The sequence below is a fragment of the Mycetocola miduiensis genome, from assembly GCF_900115155.1.
Lineage (GTDB): Bacteria > Actinomycetota > Actinomycetes > Actinomycetales > Microbacteriaceae > Mycetocola_A > Mycetocola_A miduiensis.
On the sequence record NZ_FOVM01000005.1, the window covers coordinates 147136 to 162394 of the forward strand.

Below are 15259 nucleotides of genomic sequence, written 5' to 3' on the forward strand. Positions count from 1 at the left end.
ATTAGCCATCGGACCTGTTCCCGCCCGGCCGGTCATCCGACCGGGGTGGTCCAGATCTCCTGCATCCGGTACACCATGACGGCGATCGCGAGGGCGGCTGTTCCGAGGACGACCGTACTCCACCTGCTCCGGTCGACGAGCGCCCAGAAGGCTGCGGCGATCGGCAGGATCAGGGCGGACACCAGGTACGTGTAGAACTCGAGCATGTTGCCAACCGGCTCGTTCCCGGTCGCCGGCGCAACGATCGCGACGATCGACTGGACGATCAACAGCAGTTCGACGAGGGCGACGGCGCCGAGGCTGAGGTCGCTGGGTTTGCGTCCGGCGAAGCCGAGGACGATGCACAGCACACCGGCGATGACGGCGACAGCAACCTGTACCGTCGTGAACCAGACGATCATGCCCCTGCCCGCCGACCCGGCGCATCCGCCGTCTCCTCGGTCGTGGCCGTCTTCTCGGGCGCATTCTTGGGCGTCTCGTCGGGCGGGAAGTTCACCACGCTCTTGGCGACGCCTCCGCTAATACGCAGCAGGCCGATGAGCCTCGAATTCGGCGCTACGGCGGCGTACAAGCCGTCCTGCCCGGGTTCGCTCAGTTCACCGAACGCTGCGGCATCGATCCGTTTTCCGTGGCCCAGATCGGCCGCCTGGGTGTCGGTCAGCGCGATCGTGGGGAAAAGAGCGGAGGCCGCGGCGGCGGGCGACATGAGGCTTGCGGCCACGTCGAGTTCGTCGAGCCGCGAGGCGCCGGCGATGTCGAACGGTCCGATGCGGCTGCGGCGCAGTGCGGTGAGGTGTCCGCCGACGCCGAGGCCGGAGCCGAGGTCGCGCGCCAGCGCGCGGATGTAGGTGCCCGAGGAGCAGACGACCCGGACGTCGAGGTCGATCGTGCCAGCGGCATCCCGGCGATCGAGGATCTCGAAGACGGAGACGGTGACCGGTCGTGACGCGAGGTCGACGTCCTCTCCTGCGCGAACGAGGGCGTATGCCCGTTTGCCGTCCACCTTGATGGCGCTGACGCTGGAGGGCACCTGGCTGATCGCCCCGGTGAGCGCGCCGATGCCGGAGGCGATCGCTTCCTCGGGAACCGCGGCGACAGCATCCGGGGCTGCGGTGGCGACGATATCCCCCTCGGCGTCGTCCGTGGTGGTGGACTGGCCCAGGCGGATCGTCGCCAGGTACTCCTTGTCGAGACCGACGACGTAGGTGAGCAAGCGTGTTGACGCGTTCACCCCGAGGATCAGCAGGCCGGTTGCCATCGGGTCGAGCGTGCCGGCGTGGCCGACCCTGCGCGTGCCTGCGAGCCGGCGGGTGCGGGAGACAACGTCATGGCTCGTGATTCCCTGGGGCTTGTCCACGAGCAGGATTCCGGAATTCACTGCACTCCCTGATTGCTTTCGACGAACCATCTTCCCACAGGCGGATCGCGCGCCCGCGCGGCCGCGGAGATCGTAGGCTGGCGGGATGCGAATCGCGGTGATCGGGGCAGGGGCACTTGGCTCGACCTTTGCCGCCCTGCTCGAGAAGGCAGGGCACGACGTGATTCTCGTGGCCAGGGGCGCGCAGTTGGCGGCGGTTTCGGCATCCGGTGTGCGATTGTCCGGCGGTTTCGGGGATTGGCGTACAACCCGCCTCGTCGCCGCGAACCGGCTGAACGAACCGGTCGACCTCGCGTTGCTGACGGTAAAGGCGCAGGATGCCGCTGCGGCGCTCCACGAGCACGGCGCCGCGCTCGCAGGAACCCCTGTGCTCGTCGTGCAGAACGGGCTCGACGGTGTGAAGACGGCGAGCGACGCATTGCCGGATTCCTCCTGCTTCGGTGCATTGTCGATCATCGCGGCGTCGTATCTCGAGCCGGGATCGGTGACGGTAACGACGCCGGCGATGACCTACCTCGGCAGGGGCACTGGCAAGCCCGACGCCGAGGTGCTGCGCTTCGCTGCTGTGCTCGGCGAAGCGTTCCCGGTTCAGGCGATCGGCAACTTCGTTGGCGCCCAGTGGACCAAACTCGTCGTCAACCAGTTGAACGCACTACCCGCCATCACCGGCCTCAGCGTGCAGGAGGTCATCGGCAACCGACGTCTTCGGCTGGTGATGGCGCGGAGTATGCGGGAGGCCGTCCGCGCCGGGATCGCCAGGGGCATCCGTTTCGGATCCTTGCAAGGACTCAGCGACCGCAACCTGCGGCTGTTCGCCCGCCTGCCGGTCGTTCTCGGCCAGGCTCTGCCGTTAGTGTTCGCCGCTCGCATGGGGTCGGTGCCGAACCCCGGCTCGACGCTGCAGTCCCTCAAGCGCGGCCAGCGCACCGAGATCGATTTTCTCAACGGCGCCGTTGTGCGTGAGGCACGGCTGGCCGGCTTTCATGCGCCGGTGAACGCCGCGCTGACGGCGCTCGTGCACGAAGTCGAGTCGACCGGCCAGTTCCTGTCGCCCGCCGAGGTGCTGGCGCGGCTTCCCCGCCTTCCGCGCTGACGCTTTCACTCGCCCGTCACCGTGCCGGAGCTGGCCGCCTACTCACCCACTGCGGACCAAAACACCCGGCGCACCGCGTGAGCCCGTCCGCAGTGAGTGCATCCGCGCGCACCGGCCACCGGATGCCCTCAGCTCTATCGCTTTCATGAGCACGCTCCTTGCCGCCTACACACCCGAAGCGGTCAAGAACACCCGGCGCACCGGGTGAACCCGTCCGCAGGGAGTGAGTCGGCGCGCATGTGAGGGCCGGATGCCGCGTCAGCAGCTGTCGAGGAACGACCGCGTCGGATGTGCCTCGTCGGCGTTGTCGATCACCACGGAAGCTTGGCCGCGAGGGGCAGCATCGATGGTGTAGAGCGCCTGCCCGCCGACGTAACGGGCGTTGGACGCAGCATCCGGTCGCCGGTCCGCGCCGATCGACTCGTTCAGGCGCCGATAGGCCTCATCGACGGGAACGTCGAGCCAGACTGAATAATGCCAGAGGCCGCGCAGTTCGGGGCGGTGCAGGAACACTCCGTCGACGAGGAGGAACGCGTCCTTCGGACCCGTCGCCCACCGCGCCTCCTCCCCCGTGTTCCGTTCCTCGTCGAACCCGGCGAGCTGGAAACCTGCGCTCCCAGCCATCCGGAACGGTTCGATGAGCACGCGGCGGAACAGGGAATAGTCGAACGAATCGGAATAGTAGCCTTCGCCGGAGTCGCGCCCCCGAGAGTACCGGTCCTCCCGGGGCCGGTGGAAGTCGTCGATCGAGGCCCGGAAGACCGCGCGGTCCTCCTCGCGGAACACCTCGGCGAGGTCGTCGGCGAATGCCGCGGTACCCGAACCGCTGATGCCGTCGACGGCGATGAGAACCCGGCCGACACGGTAGTTGTGAAGGATCTCCGCCCGCAGCTCTCGCAACAGGTCCACCCGCGGAGTCGTGACCAGTCTCATGACCCGAGCCTACCCCCGCACGATCCGGCGGCGAAGGAGCCGTGGCTTCTCGCTTACGCTGGATCTGATGCGCACACCGTCTGCCCTCCCGGCCCTGGTCATCCAGTGGTTCGCCGAGCACGGACGCGCACTCCCCTGGCGGGAATCGGGATTCCCGGCCTGGGGCACCCTCGTCTCCGAATTCATGCTGCAGCAGACCCCGGTGGCCCGTGTGATCCCGCGCCTGGCTGAGTGGCTGGAGCGCTGGCCGACCCCTGCGGACCTCGCCGCCGCCCCCTCGGGTGAGGCGGTGCGAGCGTGGGCGAACCTCGGCTACCCGAGGCGTGCCTTGTGGCTGCACCGGGCTGCCGTTGAAATCACCGAACGTCACGGCGGGGTCGTCCCCCACGACGTCCCGACGCTTCTGTCGCTTCCCGGGGTTGGCGATTACACCGCGCGGGCGGTTGCGGTCTTCGCTTACGGCAACCGGCACCCGGTGGTCGACACCAACACCCGGCGGGTTCTCGCCCGGGCCATCGACGGCGACGGCGAACCTGGGCCTCCCTCATCGCGACGCGACCTGGCGGCACTCGAGGCGCTGCTGCCGGATGGCCTGGACGATGCGCACGCGTTCAACGCCGGGATCATGGAGCTCGGGGCAGTCGTCTGCACGGCACGGAACCCTCGGTGCGACGCGTGCCCGATAGCGGATGCCTGCGCCTGGCGGCTGGCCGGTTACCCACCGTTCGACGGCAAACGTAAAGCGGTGCAGAAGAAGTACGAGGGCAGTGACCGCCACGTGCGCGGGCTGATCATGGCCGAACTACGGGCAGCTCATGTTCCGGTGTCGCGGGGCGAGATCGATTCGCTGTGGCCGGATGCGCCACAGCGTGAACGCGCCCTCGCCGGCCTGCTCGCAGACGGGCTTGCCGTGCAACGAGAACAGGGCTACGTACTGCCCTGAGGCGGCACGCAGCCCTGTCGGCGTAGTTGCTCGTTTAGTCTTCGTCATCCGCGATGACGCGCGGCTTGACGTATGGGTCTTCATCGCCGGCGTATTTAGCCGTCGACTTAAGTGCTTCGATCGACTCGTCCCGTTCGCGAGCCTGGGCAAGCAACTCGTCGAGGTGCTTGGCGTTCTCCGGGAGCGCGTCGTGGATGAATTCGAGGCTCGGGGTCAGCCGGGCGGTGATGTTCTTGCCGACCTCGCTGCGGAACATCCCCTTGGCTGCTTCGAGCGCAGCGGCGCTGTCTGCCCGCTCCTCGTCCGAGCCGTACACCGTGTAAAAGACGCTGGCATGCTGGAGGTCGCCGGTGACCCGGACGTCGGTGATGGTGACAAATCCGAGCCGGGGGTCACGCATCCCGCGCTCGATGCGCTTCGCGATGACTTCCTGGATGCGGTCGGCCAGTTTTCGTGCTCGTGGGTTCTCGCCCATGATTTTCTCCTTAAGCCATTACTGCGGGTTGCGGTACCGGCGGCGACAGCCTCCAGTGCACCAACGGGCCTGGAGGGTCCCGGTGGTGAACGGAGGCTGTCGCCACCGACGTCGACTTAGACGCGCGGCTTCTCTTTCATCTCAGTGGTTTCGATCTCGTCACCGATCTGGATGTCGTTGAACTTGCCGAGGCCGATACCAGCCTCGAAGTCCGTCCGCACCTCGGTGACGTCGTCCTTGAAGCGACGCAGCGATTCGATGGCCAGGTTGTCTCCCACCACGACGCCGTCGCGGATGACCCGCGCCCGAGCGTTTCGGGTGATCGTTCCTGAACGCACGATGACACCGGCGATGTTGCCGAACTTCGAGGAGCGGAACACCTCGCGGATCTCGGCGACACCGGACTGGACCTCTTCGTACTCGGGCTTGAGCATGCCGGTGAGGCTTGCTTCCACATCGTCGATGGCGTTGTAGATGACCGAGTAGAACCGGATGTCGACGCCTTCGCGAGCGGCACGTTCCCGGGCCTTCGGGTCGGGCCGAACGTTGAAGCCGATGATGATCGCGTTGTCGATGGTCGCCAGGTTGACGTCCGACTCCGTGATCGCACCGACACCGCGGTGGATGATGCGCAGCTGAACGCTCTCGTCGATCTCGATCTTGAGCAGCGACTCCTCGAGCGCCTCAACGGCACCGGAGACGTCACCCTTGATGATGAGGTTGAGCGATTCGACCTTGCCCTCTTCGAGTGCACGGGTGAAGTCCTCAAGGCTGATGCGCTTGCGGGACTTGGCGAGCATGGCGTTGCGCTCCGCGGCTTCACGCTTCTCAGCGATCTGGCGCGCGGTGCGGTCATCATCCGTGACGAGGAAGGTGTCGCCGGCACGAGGCACCGAAGACAGGCCCTGGACCTGGACCGGACGTGACGGAGTCGCGAATTCGACCGCGTCGCCGTTCTCGTCGGCCATCGCACGGACGCGGCCGTAAGCCGTTCCGGCGACGATCGGGTCTCCGACCTTCAGCGTTCCCGACTGGATGAGCACGGTGGCAACAGCACCGCGACCCTTGTCAAGCTTCGCTTCGATCGCGACACCGCGGGCGTCCTTGTTCGGGTTGGCGCGCATGTCGAGGCCGGCATCCGCGGTCAACAGCACGGCGTCAAGGAGTTCCTTGATGTTGATGTTGTTGCGCGCAGACACGTCGACGAACATGACGTCTCCACCGTATTCTTCGGCGACGAGTCCGTATTCGGTGAGCTGCTGGCGCACCTTCTGCGGGTTGGCGGACTCCTTGTCGATCTTGTTCACTGCGACCACGATCGGCACGTTTGCTGCCTGTGCGTGGTTGAGTGCCTCAATCGTCTGGGGCATGATGCCGTCATCTGCCGCGACCACGAGGATCGCGATGTCGGTGACCTGCGCACCACGGGCACGCATGGCGGTGAACGCTTCGTGGCCCGGGGTGTCGATGAAGGTGATGGGGCGTTCGACGCCTTCGTGCTCAGCGACGACCTGGTAGGCACCGATGTGCTGGGTGATGCCACCGGCTTCGCCGGCCACAACGTTTGCGTTGCGGATCGCATCGAGCAGTCGGGTCTTACCGTGGTCGACGTGACCCATGACCGTGACGACGGGCGGACGAACCTGGAGGTCTTCGTCGGTTTCGTCTTCGAGTTCCTGGTCGAGGTCGATGGAGAAGCCCTCGAGAAGCTCGCGGTCCTCCTCCTCCGGCGAGACGATGAGGATCCGGTATCCGAGTTCTTCACCGAGGATGCCGAAGGTCGCCTCATCGAGGGACTCCGTGGCGGTCGCCATTTCACCGAGGTGGAACAGCACAGTCACGAGGTTGCCGGGGCTGGCGTCGATCTTGTCGGCGAAGTCCGAGATGGATGCTCCACGACGCAGACGGACGACAGTCGTTCCGTCACCACGAGGAACGCTCACGCCGCCAAGCGACGGGGCTTCCCTGAGCTCGAATTCCTGCCTCTTGGCCCGCTTCGACTTGCGTGACTTGCTCTTGCCGCCACCACGACCGAACGCACCTGCGGTTCCACCGCCTGGACCACGGCCGCGACCGCCGCCGCCTGCGGGGCGGTTGGGGCCGAAGTTTGAGCCGGGGGTTCCCGGGGCGCCGCCTGGGCGCTGGAAGCCACCTGCTGCGGGGGCACCTGGGCGCTGGAATCCGCCTGCACCGCCGGGACGGCCGGGGCCGCCTGGGCGCTGGAATCCACCGGCGCCACCTGGACGCGGTGCTCCGGGGCGAGGGGCGCCCGGACGCGGTGATCCGGGGCGAGGTGCCTGCGGGCGAGGGATGTTGCTCGGGCTCGGGGCTGCCGGGCGCTGGCCCATGCCCTGAGCGCTCGCGAACGGGTTGTTGCCTGGGCGCGGGGTTCCGGTCGGCCGGTGCCCCATGCCCTGAGCCGAAGCGAACGGGTTGTTGCCTGGCCGGGGTGCACCGGGGCGAGGGGCACCCGAGCTGGCCGGCTTCTCGTCGGAGCCTGCGTCTGCGGCCGGAGCAGCAGGCGCGGGCGGCGCGGCGGGAGCGGGCGACGCAGCAGGTGCCGGCGACGCAGCAGGTGCCGGCGCAGCCGGAGCCTCAGCAGCCGGGGCGGCGGGGGCCTCAGCGGCCGGAGCCGGGGCAGCCTTCGCCGCAGGTGCTGGCGCGGGGGCCGGTGCGGGCACCGGTGCAGGACCTGGTCGTGAACCAGGCTTTGCCGGTGACTTCGTCGCCGTCGCCGCCGGGGCATCCGTGGCGGGCTTGGCGCCGTCTGCCTCAAGGGCAGCACGAAGCTTCCGGGCCACCGGAGGTTCAATCGTCGAAGAGGGCGACTTGACGAACTCGCCCAATTCCTTCAGTTTCGCAAGGGCTACCTTGCTGTCGACACCGAGCTCAGAAGCGATCTCGTGTACGCGTGGTTTTCCAGCCACTATTCTCCTGTCTGGGTCCACCCAGACAGGGCGGACCGTTAATTACGGACGGGTCTCATTTCGAGCCGCTCATTAGTTGTCCATTAGCCGTTCAGCCTGTTCTCTCGTACTGAATTTTCTAGTGCTGCCGTGTCGAGTTTCCCGCTGTTGCGTAGCGCGCGCCCGAAGGCCCGCCGCTTCACTGCGAGTTGGTAACACTGGATTTGCGGATGCAGCCACGCACCACGACCGGGGAGAACTGCGGCGGTGTCCACCACGAGTTCGAAATCCCGGACCACGATCCTCAGCAAGGAGGACCTGTCGGCGCGAGCGCGGCATCCGACGCACGTTCTAACAGGTCCCATCCTAGCATCCCCTCAAATCGGTCGGCTCATACGTTAGTCGTCCTCGAGGATGCTGTCCGGCTGAATGTCGATCTTCGCGCCAGTCAGCTTTGCAGCGAGACGCGCGTTCTGGCCTTCCTTGCCGATCGCCAGCGACAGCTGGTAGTCCGGGACGAGCGCGCGGACAGCCTTTGTGGACTCATCAAGGATGAATGAGCTGGTGACCTTTGCCGGCGACAGCGCGTTCGCGACGAACGTGGCCAGGTTCGGCGAGTAGTCGACGATGTCGATCTTCTCGTTACCGAGTTCCTCAGTGACGGCACGCACGCGGCGACCGAGCTCGCCGATGCAGGCGCCCTTGGCGTTGACGCTGGGGTCGTTGGCTCGGACGGCGATCTTGGTGCGGTGACCGGCTTCGCGGGCCAGGGACACGATCTCGACGACTCCCGAGGCGATCTCGGGGACCTCGAGGGCGAACAGCTTGCGGACGAGCGACGGGTGGGTGCGCGACAGGGTGATCTGCGGACCCTTCATTCCCTTGGCCACGCTCGTGACGTAGACCCGGATGCGGGCACCGTGGCGGTACTCCTCCCCCGGGACCTGCTCCTCGGGGGGCATGATGCCTTCGATGGTGCCGAGGTCGATGTGCACCATCCGCGGATTGGGGCCCTGCTGGACGACGCCGGCGACGATGTCACCTTCGCGCCCCTTGAACTCCCCGAGAATGGCGTCATCGGCAAGGTCGCGGAGGCGCTGGTTGATGACCTGTTTGGCGGCGAAGGCGGCGATGCGGCCGAAGTCCTCCGGGGTCGACTCGGCTTCGCCGATGACAACGCCCTCGTCGTCACGTTCCGGGACGAGGACGGCGACGTGCCCGGTCTTGCGGTTGAGTTCGACGCGCACCTCGGGTTCGGCTTCACCGGGTTCGGTCTGGCTCTTCACATAGGCCGTGCGAATGGCCTGTTCGATGATCTCGACGAGCTCATCGAATGGGATCTCTTTTTCCCGCTCCATCATCTTCAGTACGTTGAGATCGATGTCCACCGGGGTACCCCTCTATTCAGCTGCCACCGCCACTTCTGCACTGGCGGATCGATCTTCTAACTTACCCGACGATGCGGGCATTCGTCACCACAGCGTCCGAATGGCTGTTCACACCATTGCTCCGTCAAAAATGGCTGGACTTCGCGAGAAAGTCCAGCCATTTGTGACCGAGCAATGCGGGGGTTCCGCCGAGGTCAGCCCTTGAGCGCAGCCGCCGCTTCAGCGATCGGCACCGGGGTGCGCTCACCGGTCCTGCGGTCCCACAGCTCGACCACGCCGTCTGCGACTCCACGGCCGGCGATGACGATCCTGGGAATGCCGAGCAGTTCTGCGTCGCCGAACTTCACGCCTGGTGAAACCTTCGGGCGGTCATCGAAGAGCACGTCGAACCCGGATGCCTCCAGGTCGCGAACGACGGATTCGGCCGCTTCGAACACCGCCGCGTCGCGGCCGGTGGCAACGACGTGCACGTCGAACGGGGCGACGGTCTCCGGCCAGATCAGGCCGTTCTCGTCGTTGTTCAATTCGGCGATGATCGCGAGGATGCGGGTGATTCCGATCCCGTACGAACCCATCGTGACCGTGACGAGCTTGCCGTTCTCGTCGAGGACCTTGAGCCCGAGAGCCTCGGCGTACTTGCGACCGAGCTGGAACACGTGCCCGATTTCCATCCCACGTGCCAGTTCGACCGGGCCCGAGCCGTCCGGGGCCGGGTCTCCTGCGCGAACGTCTGCGACGTCAGCGATCCCGTCGCTGACGAAGTCCCTGCCGGCCACGAGCCCGAAGACGTGCCTGCCGTCCGCGTTGGCACCGGTGATCCAGCTGGAGCCGTCGACGACACGCGGGTCGAGCAGGTAACGGATGCCGGTAGCAGACTTCTCGCCCAGAACAGGCCCGTCTTCACTCCACGGCCCGATGTAGCCCTTGACCAGACCGGGGTGCTTGGCGAAGTCAGCCTCGGTGGCCGCTTCGATCTCGGCGGGGGCGAAGGCCACTTCGGCGCGTTTCAGGTCGACGTCGCGGTCGCCGGGGACGCCGATGATGACGAGTTCGCGAGTTCCGTCGAGTGCCTTGAGCGCGAGCACGACGTTCTTCAGCGTGTCGGCCGCGGTCCACGCGACGCCGTCTTCCCGCGGGTGCTCAGCGTTGGCGAGATCGACGAGGGTCTGGATGGTCGGCGTGTTGGGGGTGTCGTGGACTTGTGGCTCCGCCTGGCCGTCGATGGCGATGGCGGCGGGCACCTCGGTCGTCCACGCCTCGACATTCGCTGCGTATCCACCAGCAGAGCGCACGAAGGTGTCCTCGCCGACCGGGGTCGGGTGCAGGAACTCTTCGCTCTTCGAGCCGCCCATTGCTCCCGCGTCGGCGTTCACGATGACGTACTCGAGGCCGAGGCGGGTGAAGATCCGCTCGTAGGCGTCGCGTTGTGCCTGGTAGCTGGCGTCGAGGCCGGCGTCGGTGTGGTCGAAGGAGTACGCATCCTTCATGGTGAATTCACGGCCGCGGAGGAGGCCTGCACGGGGCCGCGCCTCGTCGCGGTACTTGTCCTGGATCTGGTAGATCGACAGCGGAAGATCCTTGTACGACGAGTACAGGTCCTTGACCATCAGGGTGAAGACTTCCTCATGGGTGGGAGCGAGGAGCATGTCGCTGCCCTTGCGGTCCTGAAGACGGAAGAGGCCGTCGCCGTATTCCTCCCACCGGCCGGTCACTTCGTATGGTTCGCGCGGAAGCAGCGCAGGGAAGTGGACCTCGTGAGCCCCTGCGTTCGTCATCTCCTCACGGACGATGCGTTCGATCTTGCCCTTGACCCGGAGGCCGAGCGGCAACCAGGCGAAGATGCCGGGCGCCTGCCGCCGGATGTATCCGGCCCGCACAAGGAGCCGGTGACTGATCACCTCAGCGTCTGCGGGGTCTTCACGAAGGGTCTTGAGGAAAAAGTTGGTGAGGCGCGTAACCATTCGTCCATGCTATCGCCGCGTGACGGCACGCCCCGCCGCGTCACCCAGGCTCCGGTCACCATGGCTTCTCGACATAGTCACTGTTCCTGTCCTCACCGCGCTGGCTTGAATCCTGGTCCTGCTTCTCCTGCTCGGCCTGGTCCCCGCGCTCTTGCAGGTCGTCGACCTTGCCTCCTCCCCCGTCGCCCTGCTCCTCAGGCTGGCCGGCATCCGGCCCCGCTTGCTCGGGAGCATCCTGCTGCTCGCTCTGGCGAAGTTTTTCGGTGACCCGCTCATCGGCCTGCTGCAGCCGCTCGGCTGTGCCGTCTTCTGGCTGCTGCGGAGTCGGCTGCTCCTGCTGGTTCTGTTGTTGTTCCTCCGGCGGTTGCTGCTCGAAGCAGCCTTCGTCCGCTCCGGCGTCCAGGACGGCCTTGGCGGTCTCGTACAGCTTGATCGCCCCCGCGAAGTAGCCGGCATCGAAGTATGAGTCACCCTGCATTTCCCAGGCCAGGGCGAGATTCACGCGCACTTCGCATCGGCGCTCCTGCGGTGCTCTCCCGAGTGCTTCAGCAAGGTCATCGGTCGCATCTGAGTATGCCTGCCCTGCGGCTTGCGCTGTACCCCTGTTGAAGTAGGGGATCCAGGGCTCGGCGACGTTGAGGAACATGAGCGAATCGGATGCCTCGATGCTGCGGTCGAAATTGCCCTGTTCATACGCGTCGATTCCTCGCTGCGCGAGGAGAGGCATGCTGATCAGCTTCCAGGCAACGAACAGCGCAAGGAGCACAACCGGGAAGGAGAACAGGATCATCCTCCGCCGGGTCTGTTTCGCGGAGGACGTCGCCTTAAGCAGCATGACCGCCCCCTTCCAGGCGGCGGAGGTCACGGAGCGCGACAGCGAGTGCGCCGATCTCGGTGAGGGCCAGCATCCCGAACCCAATAGCGAAGATCCAGTAGAACTCGGGGGTGTCGACCACCGGTTCCCGTTCGGCACTGACATCGCCCACAGTGATCCCCGCGATGGCCGCGTCGACGGGTGCTGCGGCATCGCGGTGCAGGTAGTCCACGCCGAGCTGCATCGCGATCGACTCCAGCGCCACCTCGTCGATGCGGGAGACCGCTTCCTGCATGCCTCCGTCGCCGAACCAGGTGATGTATGGCCGGTCGGCGTCGCTCTCGTCGTATCCGTTGAACTGCCGCATGCGACCACCGGACGCGGTGCCGTAACCGAGCACCGCACCCTCATCGACGAACGTGCCGACGGGCTCGAACGACTCAGGCGCCTGCGCAACGGTCTGTTCGCCATCGCCGAGGTAGAACAGAACGCGCGTGCGGTCCGGGTATTGTTCGGCGTCCCCTGCCAGTCGTTCGGCGAGATACCCGGCGGGAGCCGAGATGCTGCTGCCGCTCGAATAGATCGTCACCTCCTGGTTCAGGGCGTTGGCTCCGGACACGAGGGCGGACGTGTCGGTCGTGAGCGGCAGACGCTGCACCGTTTCGGCGTCGAAGGTGATCAGCGAGAACCGCGCCCCCGCGAGTTCGGAAGCGATGTCAGCGATGTCCGCGCGGACGCCAACGAGGCGGGGTTCGCCTGCCGGGCCGTAATCCTCGGCCGCCATGCTGCTCGTGGTGTCGACCACGAAATAGACGTCGACATCCCCTGACGCTGTCGGGGGCCGGAGGTTGGTGGGCAGCCCAGGACGGAGAGCAAGCCCGAACAACAGGATCACCATTCCCAGCCGAATCAGCCAGTGCCAGGAGCCCGGCCGTTTCGGCGCCCGGGCGAACTGCACTATCGCGAAGAGTGCCATGGTGCCGAGGATGAAAACAAGCATCCCGATCGGGAGGAGTGGCGAGAAGGTCATCGCTTGAGCCTCCAGCCGAAGTACATGATCAGCGCCGTGCCGAGCACGCTCAGGACGAACGGCCAGCTGGGCTCATCCGTTCGGACGAGCATGGGTTCGCCGGTCAGCCGGGTGGTCTGCTGCTGTTCTATCCCGTCGACGATCGAGGGGATGGCAGACGGATCGGCGAGCGCGAAATAGCCTCCGTCGGTTGCGAGGACCACCTGTTTCATCTCGTTGGCGAACTCAGCGATGTATTCCTTGCTCGAGACGTCGCCCGGGTTGATGCCATAGACACGGACACTCCGCTCGGTCGCGAGAGCCCCGGCCTCCGGGAGGGTGAGGATCGGCCGACCTGCGACGTAGTTGTCGGTGGCGAGCACGATCGAACGGGACCGTTCCTTGTCGACGTCATCGAATCGCAGGACGCACGAGCCGAGACCGTCGCCGATGAGGGATGAGCCCTCGCCGAGCAGGGTTCCGTTGATGAATTCGTAGTCGGAGAGAGGCGACGACAGGTCGTTCTCAAGGTAGGCGAGCTGCTCCTGGACGAAGCGGTAATCGGTGGTCAGGGGAAAATAGGTGACGGCGGATGCGTTGAACAGCACGAGGCCGATCCGTTCACCGTCGAAGTTGTCGACGAGATCCCGGAATGTCCTTACGATCGCCGCGTCGTAGTCGACCATCGAACCGGAGACGTCGAGGCAGAGCACGATGTCACGGTTCCGCATCTCGGGCTGGTACGTGCTTATGCTGACCAGCCGGGAACTCATCAGCACCGCGGCGACCAGCACGAGTGAAACGACGAGAACAGCGCCGAACAGGGCGGCCCGGTACCGTGCCAACGCGGTCCGGTAAGCGGGCAGTTCGGTGAGCCTGTCGGAATGGGCCACGGGTACGGCGTCCGCGAGGTTGCGCGCTCGACGCCTCGCGTGCAGCCACAGAGCCAGCACGATAACTCCGGCGGTAACGACGAGCCAGAGGAGCGGCATCCACCAGTACATCAGCTCCACGTGCCAACCACCTCCCTCGCCACATCAGCGGAGTACGGCACATCGCCCTGTTCCACGGCGGCGAACTCAGCCGGGTAGTACTGTTCCACGGCGTCGGCCACCGACCGAAGGTTGGCCTGGTTGAGGTCTTCCAGTGTCATGACCTGTGCTTTGCGGCCACTCGACTCGAAGACGTAGAACCGCACAAGGGTGCCGAGCTTCTGGTGAGCTGCCCGCGTGCTCAGTTCCTCAGCGCGCCAGGCTTTCTCCACCTCTTCGATGAGGCCGTAGTACTTGCCCTTCAGCCGGGCCGCCTCAACGAGGGGATCTACGGCCGGTGCCGGTTGCGGCATCCGGTGTTTGCGGTTCGAGAACCACCAGACGAACAGATACCAGGCTGCGACAAGCACAAGGAGGATCGTGCCGAGGATCGCCCAGATCGGCGCGTACATCGTCGGCGGGTAGAAGCCGTCACCGCCTGGCATGGTTGTGTCCCTCCAGCAGACGGAAGAGCCCGGGTACGACATCCTCTTCGCTTGTCATGCGGTGACTGGAGATGCCGATCCGGTCGAGCAGGTCTGCGGATGCAGCGGTCCGGGTCGCGACCGCGGCCTCGAACTCGGCCCGTAGCGCGCTGTCCCTGCGAAAGAACGGCGGGAGGTCCCGCCCGTCGGCGACATCGATCATGTCCTTGTCGGCGTAGTCGCCGAGGGTGGGATCGACGTCGCCGATGGTGATCCAGAGGATCTCGTGCTGGGCGTGCAGTCGCCGAACCAGTTGCAGTTCCTCGACCTGCCCGGCCAGAGCGCCGTCGTCCGCGACCACGATGAGCAGCATCCGACGACGGAACGTTCGCCGGACGTAGTCGAGCTGTGCGGCAAGGCGACTGGGACCGGCGCTCATGCTCGTGCGCTGGTGGATCACGCGGAGAAGTCGTTCGAGGTGCGACTCCGTACCGCGAAGCGGAACGTATTCGGTGCCGTCCGCATCGCCGGCCACAAGCCCGACATGGTCACCATGGCGCACGGCCAGGTAACCGATCACCCCGGCAGCCAGAATGGCGATGTCGCGCTTCGGCGTCCCGCCCTCGGACAACGCGGCGAAGTCCCTGCCTGTGTCGACGACGAGGAGCACCGCGTGTTTCTTCGTGGCGATGTACCTCTTGATCAGCGGGGAACCGACGCGGGCTGTTGCTTTCCAGTCGATGTCCTTGACGTCGTCGCCCGGTATGTATGCGCGCAGGTCGTCGAAATCGAGGCTCTTGCCGTGGAAGAGCGACACGTACTCGCCGTCGAGAAGTCCGCGTACCCGGCGATGGGCGCGGATCGCCAGTCGTGTCCTCACGCGGTGGAGCAGTTCGTCCACGA

15 protein-coding genes are annotated in these 15259 nt (G+C 66.0%); 2 read left to right on the forward strand and 13 right to left on the reverse strand.

What is annotated here, in order from left to right:
• Positions 1 to 32 precede the first annotated feature (32 nt).
• Positions 33 to 401, reverse strand: a complete 369-nt coding sequence (locus tag BM197_RS09750) for a hypothetical protein (protein WP_090710964.1) — start codon at positions 399 to 401, stop codon at positions 33 to 35.
• Complete coding sequence (gene truB / locus BM197_RS09755) at positions 398 to 1408, reverse strand: tRNA pseudouridine(55) synthase TruB (protein ID WP_090710965.1); 1011 nt, start codon at positions 1406 to 1408, stop codon at positions 398 to 400. The genes BM197_RS09750 and truB overlap by 4 nt, the downstream gene beginning before the upstream one ends.
• A 55-nt stretch (positions 1409 to 1463) precedes the next feature.
• Here truB and BM197_RS09760 point away from each other — a divergent pair, with 55 nt between their 5' ends.
• The gene (locus BM197_RS09760) at positions 1464 to 2471 is read left to right on the forward strand and encodes a ketopantoate reductase family protein (protein WP_090710966.1); all 1008 of its coding nucleotides are present in this window, start codon (positions 1464 to 1466) and stop codon (positions 2469 to 2471) included.
• 258 nt (positions 2472 to 2729) lie between these two features.
• Here the strand turns inward: BM197_RS09760 and BM197_RS09765 are convergent, their stop codons facing one another.
• Positions 2730 to 3404, reverse strand: a complete 675-nt coding sequence (locus BM197_RS09765; RefSeq protein ID WP_090710967.1) for a nucleoside/nucleotide kinase family protein — start codon at positions 3402 to 3404, stop codon at positions 2730 to 2732.
• A 67-nt stretch (positions 3405 to 3471) separates the two neighbouring features.
• On the opposite strand from BM197_RS09765, the gene BM197_RS09770 reads away from it, so the two are divergent.
• Positions 3472 to 4347 carry an HhH-GPD family protein gene (locus BM197_RS09770; protein WP_090710968.1) on the forward strand — a complete coding sequence of 292 codons (876 nt, stop codon included), beginning with the start codon at positions 3472 to 3474 and terminating at the stop codon, positions 4345 to 4347.
• 34 nt (positions 4348 to 4381) lie between these two features.
• On the opposite strand, the gene rbfA is transcribed toward BM197_RS09770, so the two are convergent.
• From rbfA to BM197_RS09820, 10 genes are all read right to left on the reverse strand, one after another.
• Positions 4382 to 4822 carry a 30S ribosome-binding factor RbfA gene (gene rbfA / locus BM197_RS09775; RefSeq protein WP_090710969.1) on the reverse strand — a complete coding sequence of 147 codons (441 nt, stop codon included), beginning with the start codon at positions 4820 to 4822 and terminating at the stop codon, positions 4382 to 4384.
• A gap of 116 nt (positions 4823 to 4938) precedes the next feature.
• Complete coding sequence (gene infB / locus BM197_RS09780; RefSeq protein WP_090710970.1) at positions 4939 to 7749, reverse strand: translation initiation factor IF-2; 2811 nt, start codon at positions 7747 to 7749, stop codon at positions 4939 to 4941.
• An 83-nt stretch (positions 7750 to 7832) separates the two neighbouring features.
• Positions 7833 to 8093: a YlxR family protein gene (locus tag BM197_RS09785; RefSeq protein ID WP_090710971.1), complete on the reverse strand. Its 261-nt coding sequence runs from the start codon at positions 8091 to 8093 to the stop codon at positions 7833 to 7835.
• Between the two features lie 33 nt (positions 8094 to 8126).
• Positions 8127 to 9116 (reverse strand): transcription termination factor NusA, encoded by a 990-nt coding sequence (nusA, locus tag BM197_RS09790; RefSeq protein ID WP_090710972.1) that lies wholly within the window; start codon positions 9114 to 9116, stop codon positions 8127 to 8129.
• A 194-nt stretch (positions 9117 to 9310) separates the two neighbouring features.
• Positions 9311 to 11077 carry a proline--tRNA ligase gene (locus BM197_RS09795; RefSeq protein WP_090710973.1) on the reverse strand — a complete coding sequence of 589 codons (1767 nt, stop codon included), beginning with the start codon at positions 11075 to 11077 and terminating at the stop codon, positions 9311 to 9313.
• Between the two features lie 55 nt (positions 11078 to 11132).
• On the reverse strand, positions 11133 to 11912 hold the full coding sequence (locus BM197_RS09800) for a hypothetical protein (RefSeq protein WP_143095049.1): 780 nt from the start codon (positions 11910 to 11912) through the stop codon (positions 11133 to 11135).
• A complete protein-coding gene (locus BM197_RS09805; protein WP_090710975.1) occupies positions 11902 to 12921 on the reverse strand; it encodes a VWA domain-containing protein in 1020 nt (339 codons plus the stop codon). Before BM197_RS09805 ends, BM197_RS09800 begins: the two co-directional genes overlap by 11 nt.
• A complete protein-coding gene (locus tag BM197_RS09810; protein WP_090710976.1) occupies positions 12918 to 13904 on the reverse strand; it encodes a VWA domain-containing protein in 987 nt (328 codons plus the stop codon). The genes BM197_RS09805 and BM197_RS09810 overlap by 4 nt, the downstream gene beginning before the upstream one ends.
• Entirely contained in the window at positions 13904 to 14377 is a 474-nt protein-coding gene (locus BM197_RS09815) for a hypothetical protein (protein WP_090710977.1), read from the reverse strand. Before BM197_RS09815 ends, BM197_RS09810 begins: the two co-directional genes overlap by 1 nt.
• Positions 14364 to 15257 (reverse strand): DUF58 domain-containing protein, encoded by an 894-nt coding sequence (locus tag BM197_RS09820; RefSeq protein ID WP_090710978.1) that lies wholly within the window; start codon positions 15255 to 15257, stop codon positions 14364 to 14366. The genes BM197_RS09815 and BM197_RS09820 overlap by 14 nt, the downstream gene beginning before the upstream one ends.
• Positions 15258 to 15259 lie beyond the last annotated feature (2 nt).

What these genes read in the sequence shown, in the direction of transcription:
- BM197_RS09750 (WP_090710964.1), bottom strand. Translation starts at nt 401, where the DNA reads ATGATCGTCTGGTTCACGACGGTACAGGTTGCTGTCGCCGTCATCGCC.
- truB (WP_090710965.1), bottom strand. Translation starts at nt 1,408, where the DNA reads ATGGTTCGTCGAAAGCAATCAGGGAGTGCAGTGAATTCCGGAATCCTG.
- BM197_RS09760 (WP_090710966.1), top strand. Translation starts at nt 1,464, where the DNA reads ATGCGAATCGCGGTGATCGGGGCAGGGGCACTTGGCTCGACCTTTGCC.
- BM197_RS09765 (WP_090710967.1), bottom strand. Translation starts at nt 3,404, where the DNA reads ATGAGACTGGTCACGACTCCGCGGGTGGACCTGTTGCGAGAGCTGCGG.
- BM197_RS09770 (WP_090710968.1), top strand. Translation starts at nt 3,472, where the DNA reads ATGCGCACACCGTCTGCCCTCCCGGCCCTGGTCATCCAGTGGTTCGCC.
- rbfA (WP_090710969.1), bottom strand. Translation starts at nt 4,822, where the DNA reads ATGGGCGAGAACCCACGAGCACGAAAACTGGCCGACCGCATCCAGGAA.
- BM197_RS09785 (WP_090710971.1), bottom strand. Translation starts at nt 8,093, where the DNA reads ATGGGACCTGTTAGAACGTGCGTCGGATGCCGCGCTCGCGCCGACAGG.
- BM197_RS09795 (WP_090710973.1), bottom strand. Translation starts at nt 11,077, where the DNA reads ATGGTTACGCGCCTCACCAACTTTTTCCTCAAGACCCTTCGTGAAGAC.
- BM197_RS09800 (WP_143095049.1), bottom strand. Translation starts at nt 11,912, where the DNA reads ATGCTGCTTAAGGCGACGTCCTCCGCGAAACAGACCCGGCGGAGGATG.
- BM197_RS09805 (WP_090710975.1), bottom strand. Translation starts at nt 12,921, where the DNA reads ATGACCTTCTCGCCACTCCTCCCGATCGGGATGCTTGTTTTCATCCTC.
- BM197_RS09810 (WP_090710976.1), bottom strand. Translation starts at nt 13,904, where the DNA reads ATGTACTGGTGGATGCCGCTCCTCTGGCTCGTCGTTACCGCCGGAGTT.
- BM197_RS09815 (WP_090710977.1), bottom strand. Translation starts at nt 14,377, where the DNA reads ATGCCAGGCGGTGACGGCTTCTACCCGCCGACGATGTACGCGCCGATC.